At 38.1% G+C, this 13814-nt stretch carries 13 protein-coding genes and 1 pseudogene; 3 read left to right on the forward strand and 11 right to left on the reverse strand.

Translation table 11 applies throughout. The annotated features are described in order from the left end of the window. Nucleotides 1-98: 98 nt before the first annotated feature. The 3 genes from rlmH to DS737_RS10765 all read left to right on the forward strand — a co-directional run bounded on the left by rlmH (nt 99) and on the right by DS737_RS10765 (nt 2782). Entirely contained in the window at nt 99-578 is a 480-nt protein-coding gene (gene rlmH / locus DS737_RS10755) for a 23S rRNA (pseudouridine(1915)-N(3))-methyltransferase RlmH (protein WP_005081935.1), read from the forward strand. 107 nt (nt 579-685) lie between these two features. Further along, complete coding sequence (locus DS737_RS10760) at nt 686-1459, forward strand: DODA-type extradiol aromatic ring-opening family dioxygenase (RefSeq protein ID WP_005081933.1); 774 nt, start codon at nt 686-688, stop codon at nt 1457-1459. 213 nt (nt 1460-1672) lie between these two features. Next, the gene (locus DS737_RS10765; RefSeq protein ID WP_005091069.1) at nt 1673-2782 is read left to right on the forward strand and encodes an META and DUF4377 domain-containing protein; all 1110 of its coding nucleotides are present in this window, start codon (nt 1673-1675) and stop codon (nt 2780-2782) included. Nucleotides 2783-2846: 64 nt separating this feature from the next. Here the strand turns inward: DS737_RS10765 and gdhA are convergent, their stop codons facing one another. The 11 genes and pseudogenes from gdhA to DS737_RS10825 form a co-directional block, all read right to left on the reverse strand. Then, on the reverse strand, nt 2847-4193 hold the full coding sequence (gene gdhA, locus DS737_RS10770; RefSeq protein ID WP_113997507.1) for an NADP-specific glutamate dehydrogenase: 1347 nt from the start codon (nt 4191-4193) through the stop codon (nt 2847-2849). 509 nt (nt 4194-4702) lie between these two features. Beyond that, on the reverse strand, nt 4703-5470 hold the full coding sequence (locus tag DS737_RS10775) for a putative type VI secretion system effector (RefSeq protein WP_113997990.1): 768 nt from the start codon (nt 5468-5470) through the stop codon (nt 4703-4705). A 10-nt stretch (nt 5471-5480) separates the two neighbouring features. Then, nucleotides 5481-6581 (reverse strand): annotated as a pseudogene (locus DS737_RS10780) (T6SS effector BTH_I2691 family protein); the annotation flags it as partial. Nucleotides 6582-6749: 168 nt separating this feature from the next. After that, on the reverse strand, nt 6750-7187 hold the full coding sequence (locus DS737_RS10785) for a hypothetical protein (protein ID WP_113997508.1): 438 nt from the start codon (nt 7185-7187) through the stop codon (nt 6750-6752). Further along, on the reverse strand, nt 7187-7474 hold the full coding sequence (locus DS737_RS10790) for a hypothetical protein (RefSeq protein WP_228206825.1): 288 nt from the start codon (nt 7472-7474) through the stop codon (nt 7187-7189). Before DS737_RS10790 ends, DS737_RS10785 begins: the two co-directional genes overlap by 1 nt. A 65-nt stretch (nt 7475-7539) precedes the next feature. Then, a complete protein-coding gene (locus tag DS737_RS10795; RefSeq protein ID WP_113997509.1) occupies nt 7540-7971 on the reverse strand; it encodes a hypothetical protein in 432 nt (143 codons plus the stop codon). After that, nucleotides 7964-8347, reverse strand: a complete 384-nt coding sequence (locus tag DS737_RS10800) for a hypothetical protein (RefSeq protein ID WP_228206826.1) — start codon at nt 8345-8347, stop codon at nt 7964-7966. Before DS737_RS10800 ends, DS737_RS10795 begins: the two co-directional genes overlap by 8 nt. A 9-nt stretch (nt 8348-8356) precedes the next feature. Then, complete coding sequence (locus DS737_RS10805) at nt 8357-8581, reverse strand: hypothetical protein (RefSeq protein ID WP_113997510.1); 225 nt, start codon at nt 8579-8581, stop codon at nt 8357-8359. 54 nt (nt 8582-8635) lie between these two features. After that, on the reverse strand, nt 8636-8926 hold the full coding sequence (locus DS737_RS16000; RefSeq protein WP_162784528.1) for a hypothetical protein: 291 nt from the start codon (nt 8924-8926) through the stop codon (nt 8636-8638). A 662-nt stretch (nt 8927-9588) separates the two neighbouring features. After that, nucleotides 9589-11001 carry a hypothetical protein gene (locus DS737_RS10820; RefSeq protein WP_113997513.1) on the reverse strand — a complete coding sequence of 471 codons (1413 nt, stop codon included), beginning with the start codon at nt 10999-11001 and terminating at the stop codon, nt 9589-9591. Between the two features lies 1 nt (nt 11002). Then, nucleotides 11003-13780, reverse strand: a complete 2778-nt coding sequence (locus DS737_RS10825; protein ID WP_113997514.1) for a type VI secretion system Vgr family protein — start codon at nt 13778-13780, stop codon at nt 11003-11005. Nucleotides 13781-13814 lie beyond the last annotated feature (34 nt).

Genomic DNA, 13814 nt, shown 5'->3' on the forward strand with positions numbered 1-13814 from the left:
AATAATTTGTCTTTTTTATGACAAGATAAATGGCTATATCCACCATGACATAGCTTCAAGCTTTATAATGCATTTAATTCTATAAATGAAACGAAGCTATGAAAATTCGTATTCTGACGATTGGTCAAAAAATGCCTGCATGGGTTATTACTGGTTTTGAAGATTATTTCAAACGAATTCAACCTTTTGTACAAACGCAAGTCGTTGAATTACCAATGGCGAAGCGAGGTAAAAATGATTCTGAAGCGGATATTTTAAAATACTGTCAAATTGAAGGAGACAGTATTTTAAATGCGATGAAACCCAATGAAATCTTGATCGCGCTAGAAGTGGGTGGACGTGAATTAAGCACTGAAAAACTTGCAGATACCATGAAACAATGGATGCTTGAAGGCAATGATGTCGTGCTAGCCATAGGTGGCCCCGATGGACATTCTGATGCTGTACGCAAAGCAGCAGCTTGGCATTGGTCACTATCAAAACTCACTATGCCCCACCCAATGGTACGTATTTTACTGATTGAACAATTGTATCGAGCGATGACTATCAATCACAATCATCCCTATCATCGAGCGTAATCTAAAACAGTGTTCTGGTTTTAGAACAATCTGTTGAACCCAATCAACTTTTAAATTGTGCTTATCTTTGTCACCATAAGCATGTATTTCTATTCAGGTGCTTGATTATGAATCTGCAAACATTACCGGGGTTATTTATTTCTCATGGTTCACCAATGCTTGCACTTGATCCTGAGCAAGTCGGACCAGCTTTACATCGTTTGAGTCATAATCTTCCGAAACCAGAAGCGATCATTGTCATGTCTGCACACTGGGAAAGTCAGGCTCTCGAAGTCAGCACATCAACGCGACCACAAACTTGGCATGACTTTAGAGGTTTCCCTCCAGAGCTATATCAAATCCGTTACCCTGCTGCTGGTGCACCTGACTTAGCAGAAAAAATACTAGCACTATTTGCAGAAGCCGGCATATCTGCCCATGCAAATAGTACACGACCACGAGATCATGGTGTCTGGATGCCTTTATTACATATGTATCCCAATGCAGATATTCCTGTGATTGAGATTTCACTTCCAATCTCAATGAGTTCCGATGATATTTATAAAATCGGAAAAGTCCTTGCCCCATTACGAGAACAGCAAATTTTACTAATTGGTTCGGGTAGTATTACCCACAACTTAGCTGAACTTTCATGGCAAGCCGATGCAGATGTACCACTATGGGCAAGTACTTTCCGCAATACTGTTGTCCATAAACTCTCTCATCAAAATTATGATGCAGTTCTTGACTGGCCTTCACTCCCTTATGTACAGCGTAACCATCCAACACTCGAGCATTTTGCACCACTCTTTTTTGCGATGGGAACAGGTAACCGTTTTAATATCGTCCATAGTAGTTTCTCCATGGGTTCCCTAGGAATGGATATTTATCGTTTTGATTAACCCATTAACTAGGCGAATTACTTGCCTCCATTTTTGAACAATTACTCTATAAAAATGGATTTTCACACACGTTAATCCACTAAAACTTCTATATTTTTATTATATTTTACAAATTGACACATTTAACGAACTTAATGCATAAAGTGCCGTCATGCGCTTCTTTTAAGAATACTTTAAGCTATTAGCTGCTATTTTTTATGTGTTGTTTAGAAAATGAAAATCAAATACTTAATTCTTGCTTTACTCCCTTTTTCTTTGATGGCGTGTCAAACGGTACAAAATGTTGCAGATCATGTAAGCACAGAAGTCAACATGGCTGCTGCAAAAAAACTCACTGATTATCGCTGGACTTATCAAGCATCTACAGCCTCAAAACCATTGGTATTAAACTTTAATAGTAACCAACAATTATCAATCCAAACGGGTTGTAATGGTCAAGGGGGTACTTGGAAAGTTGAAGGCGGCAATATCATTACAACTTCAGCATTGGTATCAACGATGATGGCATGCTCTGATGATTTAATGCAGCAAGAACGCTTATCAGCAGATATCTTTAGCGAGAAAAAAGTACCGTTCCAAGTCAGCACATCAGATAACCAAGCAATTTTGACTGTAACTGACAGTAAAGGTCAAAAACACGTATTTACAGGTGTTAAAATGACTGAAAGCAAACTTTTGACCAACTATACTTGGTCTTATCAACCTACTGAAACTAAAAAACCAATCGTTTTAAGCTTCTTAGATAACAATCGTTTATCAGTAGATACTGGTTGTAACCGTCAAAATACATCTTGGAAAGTTGAAAATGATGTGATTGTTACAGGTGACATGGCCTCGACGCTTATGGCGTGTGAACCTACACTTATGAAACAAGAACAGTTCGCTGGCGATCTCTTGCAAAAACGTCAAATCCCATTTGAAATGAATGTAAGCAACTTGGATCAACCGACGCTTGTCGTACGTGATACGAAAGGTCAAGCATATACATTTGTTGGTAAAATGACACCTGAAGCGAAGTACCAAACTGAACCAAAAACCGTATTCTTGGAAATTGCGCCAGAAACAAAATCATGTGTTGGCGTAGCACCACAAACTTGTATGCAAGTTCGTGAAATTAAGTATGATGACAAAGGCATCAAAACTTATGCTGATAAAGACTGGTCACTTTATTATGGTCAAATTGAAGGATTTGAACATAATCCAAATCAACGTGTAATCGTTCGTGTTAAGCGTTTTGAAGTTAAAAACCCAGCAGCAGACCAATCAAGCCTAGCTGATGTATTAGATATGGTTGTTGAACAAGAAGTTGTTAAGAAACCTTAATACATTGCTATAAATAAAAACTCCGATGTTTTTACATCGGAGTTTTTATTTGCTCGGTGAAATACTAATAAATACCTTGAGCCAAAATTGCATCAGCAACTTTCACAAATCCTGCAATATTTGCTCCATCCACATAGTTCACTGTACCATCTTCTTTGGTGCCATATTTCAAACAATTGGCATGAATATCTTTCATGATGGCATGTAATCGCTCATCAACCTCTCCATGCGACCAACCTAGACGCAAAGCATTCTGTGACATTTCAAGACCAGAAGTCGCAACACCACCCGCATTGGATGCCTTACCTGGAGCATAGAGAATTTTGGCGGTAATGAACTTTTCAACTGCATCTAATGTACAAGGCATGTTTGCACCTTCTGCAACACAGATCACCCCATTTGCAAGTAATGACTCAGCATCTTTTTCTTCTAATTCGTTTTGAGTTGCACATGGTAAGGCAATATCTACGGGAATATGCCAAGGTGTCTTGCCTTCAAAATATTCAAAACCATGTCTTGACGCAAACTCGGAAATACGACCACGCTGAATATTCTTAAGCTCCATAATTTCAGCCAGCAATTCATCGGTAAAACCATTTTTTAAATATACTGTGCCGTTTGAATCAGAGGGTGTTACGACTTTTGCCCCTAAAAACATTGCTTTTTCTGCTGCAAACTGAGCCACGTTCCCTGAACCAGAAATAGAAACTGTTTTACCAGTGAAATTATCACCTCGTGTTTTAAGCATTTCCTCAGCAAAATATACAGCACCATATCCAGTGGCTTCTGGGCGCATGAGGCTTCCACCAAAGGAAACTCCTTTGCCAGTAAACACACAAGCTGTATCGTTACTGAGCTTTTTCATCATGCCAGCCATGAAACCGACTTCACGTCCCCCAACGCCAATATCGCCCGCTGGAATATCAGTATTCGGACCTAAATGACGATATAATTCGATCATTAAGGCTTGGCAAAAGCGCATAATTTCAGCTTCTGACTTTCCTTTTGGATCAAAATCCGAACCGCCCTTTCCACCACCCATAGGTAAAGTAGTTAAAGCATTTTTAAAAGTTTGTTCAAAGCCTAAAAACTTTAGAATCGATAAATTCACCGATGGGTGAAAGCGCATGCCGCCTTTATATGGACCAATCGCAGAATTGTATTGAATACGGAAAGCGCGATTAACATGAGTTTGGCCTTGATCATCCATCCAAGAAACTCGGAATTGAATTGCTCTCTCAGGTTCAACCAAACGCTCCAATAAACCATATTGCGCATATTTGGGATTCTTCTCAATGAATGGCCACAAGCTCAGCATTACTTCTTCAACAGCTTGTAAATATTCAGGTTGATCAGGATCTCTGGCTTTCACATAAGCTAGAAAGTCATTTAAGCTATTGTATTTCAACATTCACCCCCGAGTAAATGATTTATATTGGTGCGAAAAATGCACCAATAAAGAATATCTCATAGAATGAATATAGATTACTATTCCACTTTTTTACCACACTTTTTAATTTTTAAATATTTATATAATTTTCAAACACTTAATTTTAAAAATATTCATTATTTTGATAAAAAATGTTGATGATTACATGTGAATTTGAGGTCAATTTATAGAAAATATAAAATTAGGAATATTTAAGGCATAGTTTTTATGCACCAAACAAGAAAATTAATGCACCATATTTGAACAATCATGGATTTTGGCAAAAAATCTTTCTAACTCTTACTAAGATGGACACATTGTACATGCAAACGATTACAAACCACTAAAAACCTGTTTGTGCAGAAAGTGAAATACATTCTGCTACCCCATTCAAATTTTTTGATTAAGTGATTTTTGCACCATCTAATTTTAAAATGCACTTAAAGAGTCATCATAAATCTCTAATCTTTGAATGCGACCTTCGATTTTTATCATTTCTTATCAAAATAATCTTCTGGATAGGGATCTGGGCCTTTTAAACTTCTACGGTAATACATCACACTACGTTTAAACGTACTTCCATTTTCCTTAAAGTGATCTGCAGTTCCAAAAAAATCTTGATTTTTAACATCTTCAAAACCTAATACACCAAAGACCTGCTCTGATAATCTACACGCCTGTTTCTGATCACGTGAAAATAAAAATGTACTTAATACAAATAAAAATGTAAAAGTAAATGGTGCTAAAACAAGTGGAAATATATACTCAACTAAACTAAAACCTAAACCATCTTCAGAAATAAACCATGTAACTAAAACAATAAGGTTAATAAATATTAAAAAAAAGAGTGATATGCCTAAAGCTGTTTTAATAATACTAATATAACCACATTTTAAAGAACGCCCCATCTCATTAATCATATGCAATAATCCAGTTTTTGGATCTAAGGTTGCATAAACCAAATGTCGTCCTTGTTCTTTTTCCACACCAATTACCCAAACCAGTTCATCTCCATTTTTGAACTGTACTGTTGTAAACTGACCAATCAATCGATAGTCACCCACTTCACAAGTGAAAGATTTAGCATCTTCCCCTCGTGCTGCCATTAGCATAATAGGAGCATTGGTCGCCAAACTACTACTTGCTGTTAAAGCCCCAACCATTGCTGTACCAGCTGCTTGTTTTTCGATATTTCTAAATGGATGAATTTTGGAGTTCTCAACTTTTAAGTTTCGAACGCATCCTTCAACCACTAACATTTTACTCATCTTAAATACTCACCATTGCTTTACTAAAAGCTTCTTCTTCATCTTCAAGAGATTTATATTTCCCAGCTTCTGTTCCAAAAACTGATTTGTCACACCAGTTTTGCAGCTTATCATCAAAATAATAATTTCTGAGTACAATTTCTAAGACGGTTAAACCAAGACCGAGCCAATTAAGTCGTGCTGCACCCTATATCACGTTCATTGCGAATAATCTACCCACCAAAACATTTTGACTGGCGACACGACTTATCGTAGATTTTAAGATAGGTAATTGTATCAGCATTCCCATACCCACAGTAAGCATACCCAATGAAACTGCTGCCTTTGCTCCTAATAGGATTATTAACCAACCATTTCGATCATCCAAGTATTCTTTACCTAACGCCGTTGTATCTACAATAAAACTAAACGTTGCACCACCAATAGCAAACCCAGCACCATATAACCTAATTTTATTGGCTTTTTCTTGGAAACTTAATGCATCCATTCCTCCACCAGCAATATCTAAGACAACTGCTGTAGATGCTAATAAGCCTGCTGTTACTTTAAAGCCATTTTCCCAGTTCTTATCTCCAACAAAGTTATTGGTTTGTGTCCCGAGATTAATGAGTTCAAACAAAGCAACAATACCCGAAATCCTGATAGAAACACTTTGTGGAGATTTGCTTAGAATATCTTGAATCTTTTGTGCTGCTGTATTTTGTCCAGCATTCTTCCAACGTTTTTGGATCTCAGTCGCATTCAGTTGACTGCCCGCATTTGTCATTTTTAAGTCAATGTTATACAGCAATGACCATTTCGGCACTTTATCGGTTAACAGAGAACTATGCGCATAAGCAATAAAAGAAACCCTCGAAAGTTTCTTTGCAATCAAAGGATTGACATTATATTGCAGACTCCACTTGGCGACGCTGCGTGTAATCTCAGAGATCCAAGGCAAAGTCCGTGCTGGATTATACCACTTCAACTCATTGATTTTATTGGTTGGATCAGCAAGCCATTGTTCCCATAACTGATCTGCACTGACAAATGCAGCAATTAATCCTTTTAAACTTGTTTGTGTTTGATCCCATGTTAAGGACGTGATCTCAGGGCTTTTCCCACTTATTATCCCCAGCAAATTTTTTTGGTTTATGTTCCAATAATCACCAGTTCAAATAAAGCAACAATACAAATAACGATTAATTCCGTACCAAAGAGTAGCCACTAAATAACTAAGTTTCAAGAAAAAATAGGTTAATACCACAGTTTATATAGAAAAATATTTTATCTATTTAAAATAATTACCAATAACATAAGCATAAATCATAAAAATAAATGCAAAGGTTGTAATTATGAATATCACATACTGGAAAACAAAATATCCCTTATACTCTGACATCAATCTTTTGAGCTGACTTTCATCCAAACGGTAATAAAATTCTTTCCCATAGAGCTTCCTGAAAGATTTGTTATATTTTATATTCAGAATCTCTCTCCAAAAAGTTGTAGGTAGAAAGCTTAGAAAAATAAAATTAAAAGGCTCTAAAGGTCTTCTGTACTTATCTTCATTGTTAAAAATGATTTTGGAAATACCCTTCAAATGTATATTCATATAAATATAAAAAACAAAGTATAGAACTATCGTTACTGCTATTAAAAAAAGACCAATTAGACCAATGAACAAACTTGGTCTATCCTCATACATGGATAATAAAATTTCCAACATTATTTTTTCCTTACACCCTCGACATAATCATAGGTTTCCCCTGCAATCCATCCCGATATTTCACTAGCAGCCTTTACTGCAGCTCCTGCAGATATTATTACAATGCCAACTACTATAAAACCAACCCCGCCAGAGGCTATACCAATAACAAGACCAGCGGTATAAATACCGCCAACAATACCTACGCCAACTTTGGCAGTTTCAATAACTGTTGTTCTTGCTTTATCCTCTGGCGCAGCTTCATAAATATTTACGCCTGAACTCACAACATCCGTAGCTATAGACACATAACCTGCTATTTTAAGAAAAAAACCGAGACATTAAGCTCGGTTTTCAATAAGACTCTAAATTTTTAAAAATACTGATCCGCAATAAAACCCAATAACAGCAAAAGTGTTCCCAAAATACCTGACACAATGATCAAATAATGTAGATAAAAAAATACGGGATAATTTTTCAACATTTCTTTTAATTGGGAATCACCTATTTTTTGATATACATTCTTCCCATAGTAGGCTTTAAATGAAGTATTAAGCTTTATATTTGATATTTCTCTCCAGTAAGCACTAGGGAACATACTCAAATAAAAAAAATCAAATGGCTCCATCAATCTTTTATATCGTTTCTCGTTCTTATATAAAATTTGGCAAATTCCTTTTAGATAAATATTGGCATAGATATAAAGACTTATGAAAAATACCCACAATAGAATAAAGAATAATAAACCAAAAACAAAGAGCGCAAAAACATGATCTGTAATCAATAAATTGATAATTTTATTCATTTATACTTTCCACTTTATCATATATGTACCCAGCCCCATATCCAGCAATCTCAGATGTACTCTTAGCGGCCATAGCAGCCCCAACTGCAACAATCCCGATAACGATTAATCCTGTTCCACCTGTCGCAAGTCCGACAATTAAATAACTTGCATAAATTCCAAAACCAATGCCAGTACCGACTTTGGCAGTCTCAACAACCGTTGTTCTTGCTTTGTCTTCGGGTGCCGCTTCATAAACTTTTACGCTTGAACTCACAACATCCGTAGCAAGAGACACATAACCCGCTATTTTAAGCTGCATCGCGAACTTGCCGATTTTGCCCATTTCTTTGGCATAATCTTTGAGTCCGCCTTTAAAGTTATTGTCTCTAACCAACGCTGATTGCTACAACATACGGCGCATATTGGTAGTTTTAATCGACTGGTCCCAACGCAAAAATTTCTTAGTTCCTTCTTGATCTAGCTCTTTATACAAACCTGCATACTTCTGTTTGAACTGGGTGAAGTTTTTAGGGTTTGCTAGTCCTGAGCCTTTGGCTTGTTCTTCGACATACTTTAGAGCGAGTTCACCATGTAATCTATAAACTCGATGCGCTTGTCCTTGAACCAATGATAAAGAGGCATTAACAGCCCCCCAATTAACTTAAATCATCAACAGAATCACTTAAAAAATAGCCATTAGAACCCCAAAAAAAGTTGACCAATATATATTAATAATTATTTTTCTATAGTGGTTATTTATGTATTCAGCATTCTTTGAATCCAAGGCAGGAAATAAAGGGTGTTTTCTTTTATCGAACACTCCAAACTTTTCTGCTTTATTCCTATTTAAAAATGATTGGCCTGATATGATTATTAAAGCCGTAATAACTGCTTGAATATTTGCAATATCCATTCCTTTATTTTCATACAAATCAAAACCATATAATCTAATCCTCAATTCTTTAGATTTCACGATACCTCTTGAGGCTAGTTGATGAAATATACATAATAGTATAAAGAAAATGAGTATTAATATAACAAAGACATCTTGAACATTTAACATTATTTTTTTTGTTAACCTTTCACAAGCATATTCAGTTAGTGATGCACCAGCAATTTTACAAAATATCCGAAACAAGAATACTACCGATATGCATGAATCCATGCTCCATAAGCTGCAACTAAACAAACAGCCTTTTCAATAGTATTTAAAAAAATTGCTTTATAGAATAACTAAGAAATAGTAGGAACATACTTAGAAAACCTGACAACATAAAAGAGTAATGAAGATAAAAAAACATTGGATAATTTCTCAACAACTCTTTTAACTGAGAGTCACCTATTTTGTAATATACATTATTCCCATAGTAGGCTTTAAATGAAGTATTAAACTTTATATTTAATATTTCTTTCAAATATGAACTGGGTAAGATACTCAAATAAAAAAAATCAAATGGCTCCATTAGTCTTTTAAATTTTCTCTCATCCTTATATACAATTCTGCAAATTCCTTTTAGATAAATATTGCTATAAATGTAAAGACTTATAAGAAAAATCCAAAGTAAAATTAAGAAAAAAAGCCCAACCATGCCAATAAATAATACCGAATCAGCTTTATATAGCTTTATGATAAAATCAATCATTTGTCCCCCAAGCTTTTTCAATTAAATCATATGAGCCGCCAGCTATACTACCAGCAATTTCGGATGCACTTTTTGTAGCAAGTGCGGCAGAAATAGCAACTATACCAACTACCACCAATGCTGTTCCCCCCGAAGCTAAACCAATAACTAGTACTGTTGAAATTGCACCAAAACCTATTCCAGCACCAACTTTAGCTGTCTCAACCACGGTTGTTCTTGCTTTATCCTCGGGTGCTGCTTCATACACTTTTACGCTTGAACTCACAACATCCGCACCAATAGACACATAACCAGCTATTTTTAATTGTGTCGCAAACTTACCGATTTTACCCATTTCTTTGGCGTATTCTTTGAGTCCGCCTTTGAAATTGTTATCCCTAACAAGTGCAGATTGCTTCAACATACGGCGCATATTGGTGGTTTTGATCGACTGATCCCATCGCAAGAATTTCTTAGTTCCTTCTTGATCCAACTCACTATACAAATTTGCATACTTCTGTTTGAACTGGGTGAAGTTTTTAGGGTTTGCTAGTCCTGAGCCTTTGGCTTGTTCTTCGGCATACTTTAGAGCGAGTTCACCATGTAATCTATAAACTCGATGCGCTTGTCCTTGAACCAATGATAAAGAGGCATCAACCGCCATCTTTTGCTCAAAAAAACCATCCTCTTCTTCTTTATTAAATTTAATCGTTAAGGGATGGTCATTTTCTTCAAAGATATTTTTATTAACAATCTTGGCATTTTCTTGCAGTAGTGCATCGTAGAAAAATTCATAGTTTTGTGCGAAGAATACCGCATCAAAATCTTTATCCTTTTTCATTTGCTCTAAATTTTGATGTGCCTGCTGTGCTTGCTTTTTATATTCGGGTAATTCCTTCGCCGTGGTTGAATTTGAGATAATCACCACCTGCCCAGGCTGCAATACACCCATTGAGACCAAATTAGTCAAATGTGGATTGTTCGCTTTTAAAATTCCCCAATCTTTTTCCGTCAACGGCTTTTTAAATACACGTTGTGCCCAAGTCATCACAGGTTCAGACTTTTTAACTAAATACCAAGCAACCTCTCCGTCATTGATGCGTATTTCTTGTATATTTTCTTTAACGTTTTCTGTTTTTCTGACTGTCGCTTTAAACTCAAAAAAACTCCATTTATTGGGTTCAGGATAGGCTTTGGCTGTAAGAGTTTTAATGACCTCGCCCCGATATTTGATTTTATACATCAACACTCGATTCGGTTGATAGATATGAAACCATTTACCAAATCCTTTTTCATCGAAGTTTCCTTCGTCTTTGAAAATTGTCTTGCCTAGTTCTCTGTTAACAACTAAAAACTGGAAGGAAAAGTCTTTATATTGCAAAGGTGGATTTACTTTAAACTGTAATCGTGAATAGTACGTTGCCATGTTATTCTTCTCCTCCACCGACTTCTTGTGCTTCTTCGATTTCACTTGCCATCACATGAGTCACAAGATCTTGAGCGGATGGTGTTGTTTTTAGTTTCATTAAACCTTCGGCATTGGTTACGCCTTTCTGCAAATTACCTGCTTGATCAATAATAAAATAAGGCTTATTTGCCAATGGAATATTGTCTTTCGTTTTCACTAAATATTGAAGGATATAAGGTTGGTTTACGATAGGTAAGGCAGGAAGTTTGGCCACAACTTGTTGCCCTCCAGCAAACTTATGCTGGCCAGCCTTTGCCTCAAACTTTCCACTTGTCGTTGGGAAAATTCCACCACCATTAATTTCTAGCTGAGAACCTCCAGCCAAGATCACAATTTTCTTTTTCGCCGTAATTTCAATGCGTCCCTCTGTTGAAGTCACTTGCAAAGCATTCCGAGCAATAAAATCAGCGCCATCCCCTTGTGCCTGTATCTCAACCTTGCCTTTGCCTGCAACTTGTTTAATTCCATTTTGTGCTGCAAATAGACTGATCTTTTGACTGGCTTGGGCAATCAGGTTCTTTTGTGTGGTCAGGTTAATGCTATCCCCTGCAAATTGGTTCAGTTGTCCATCTGCGGATAGATGGATGTCTTCTGAGGTGCTGAGTCCAATCCCATTCGGTGAACTGAGTAATAGTAAGGCTTTGTTGAATTTGGCTATATCTTGCTGAATTTCTTCTGCAAAGCTTTTGAGTTGCTCTACCGATTCTAATTCATCCGTTTGTTGGTTCTTTGCCACTTCACTCAAGGCTTTGGCATTGTTTTGGTTGCCTTCCAGCTGTTGTTTGGCTGTTTGTGCTTCAAGGTGTTCGCCTTGTGCCTGTTCTTGTGCATGGGTGGTGATCAGTAAACCTTCCCCTGCTCGAATCGCACCCCATTGGTCTGTGCGGAGTTCAAAGCCTTCGCCTCGGTCTTCACTTTCTGCTTGGGCTTTGGGATGGCTCAGTTTGCCGAGATTGAGTTGGCTGGCTGCATGGCTACTTTGTAGTTGGGCACTGATCTGTCCTGTAGTGTCATCAAAGCGCAGTTGGTTGTAGCCTGAACCTTGATATTCTTTGGATTTGATCCCTGCTAGTTTTTTAGTATCAGGTAATTTGCCTTGGTCATCGAATTTTGTTGGACTGCGTTGTGCTTCGTGCAGTCGTCCGGTGACAAATGGACGGTCGATGTTGCCATCAAAGAAGTCGATGACGACGATTTCACCAATGCGGGGTAGGAAGCGTGCGCCATAACCTTCGCCTGCCCATGGGGTCAGTACATCCACCCAAGCTGAGTCAGTATCGTTGTTGTTGCTGCCTGCGCCACCATCGTGGCTATGGTCGTCATTGCGGGTAAACAGGAAGCGAACTTTGATTCGTCCCCATTCATCCACATGGATTTCTTCGCCTTCGGGCCCCACCACTCTTGCACGTTGTGGGTGAGCAGTTGGACGGTGTTGCAGTGGATGGTATTCGGGTACGGTTTTGATGTTACGGCGTTGTAGCGTCAGTTGGTTGCCTTGGCGTTCTTCTGGGTTTGTGTTTTGGTGATCTTGCCATTGGCTTTGATCGATCAAGCTTTGGACTTGTTGTTGTAAGTCTTTTGGGAGGTTGTTTTGGTTGTAGTAGCTTTTGGCGGTGATTAGAAATTCTTGGTCTGCACCACTGTGTTGGTCGATCTCTGGGTGCTCGTTGAGTTTAAACCAGTAGCCCACTTGGGTGTCTCGTACGGTAGTACTGGCAATAAATTGTTTGGCTTGGGCATCGTGGTAGTGACTGAGGTGTTGGTTCAGTTTTTCGATTTGGCTGTTGCCTGATGCGGTTGCACCATCTTCACCGTTGAGGTCTTGCATCCATGCGGGAGTGAAGTGCCATGCATCTTCGAGTCCTAAGCTGGCATTGTCGTGTTGTTGGCTATGTTGGTGTTTGCTTTGGACGCTACCTGCCCCATCTTCTTGTTCTAAGGCATCGGCTTGCCAGCGTTGGATATGGACTGCTGTGGGTTGTAACGAACGTTCTGCAATGAGGCTGGTCATGCTGTCGTATTGTTCGGTAGCACTGCTGCGGTGGTAGCGTATTGTTCTTCGTTCTAGGGCTTGGTATTGGCTGTTGTCATCGATCAAGCGGAGTTTTTGGGCTTGGATTGGACTGTTGCTGTTGGCAACGTTCAGTTGAGCCTCATCGATCAGCCAGTTAATGCCTTCACTTCTGAGTAAGCGGGTAATAAAGTCGTAGTCGCTTTCATTGGCTTGCATCACAAAGGGACGGATGTCGTAGTCTTGTTTGATCCCACCAAGGTCGAGTGTAAGACTCGATGCAAATAGTGGGCTGCGTTGTTGCCATTCTTTGAATAGGGTTTGTACGATGTCGAGTACATTTTTATTCATAAATACGCGGCTGTTTCGGCGTTTATGCCACAGCGCGGTTGCATCTTGGAGTTTGAGTTTATACAGCGTGAGGCTACCGTCAGATTGTCCTTGTACGGCTTCTGTGATAATCCCTGTGGTTCTGAATAGTGTGCCCGTATCGGTGACTTGGTCGATTGCTGCCTGACAGCCGATGAATTGTTTTAACGGGATGTGGGCGTTAGTGGATAGGCAGATCAGTTCTGCAGTCATGCCCTGATTAATGGCATGCTGACCTTGAATTTTTTGGAGAAAGACTTGTTGATTTAAGCTCGGATTGGCAAATTGTATGTGTATCGCACGTTTTTGTGCGGTAAGACCTAATTGGTCAAGCGCTTTGAATATGTTGTTTAACATTTGTTATAAAATATCGCCTAAAATCTAGAGCATT

The organism is Acinetobacter haemolyticus (genome assembly GCF_003323815.1).
Taxonomy (GTDB): Bacteria; Pseudomonadota; Gammaproteobacteria; order Pseudomonadales; family Moraxellaceae; genus Acinetobacter; species Acinetobacter haemolyticus.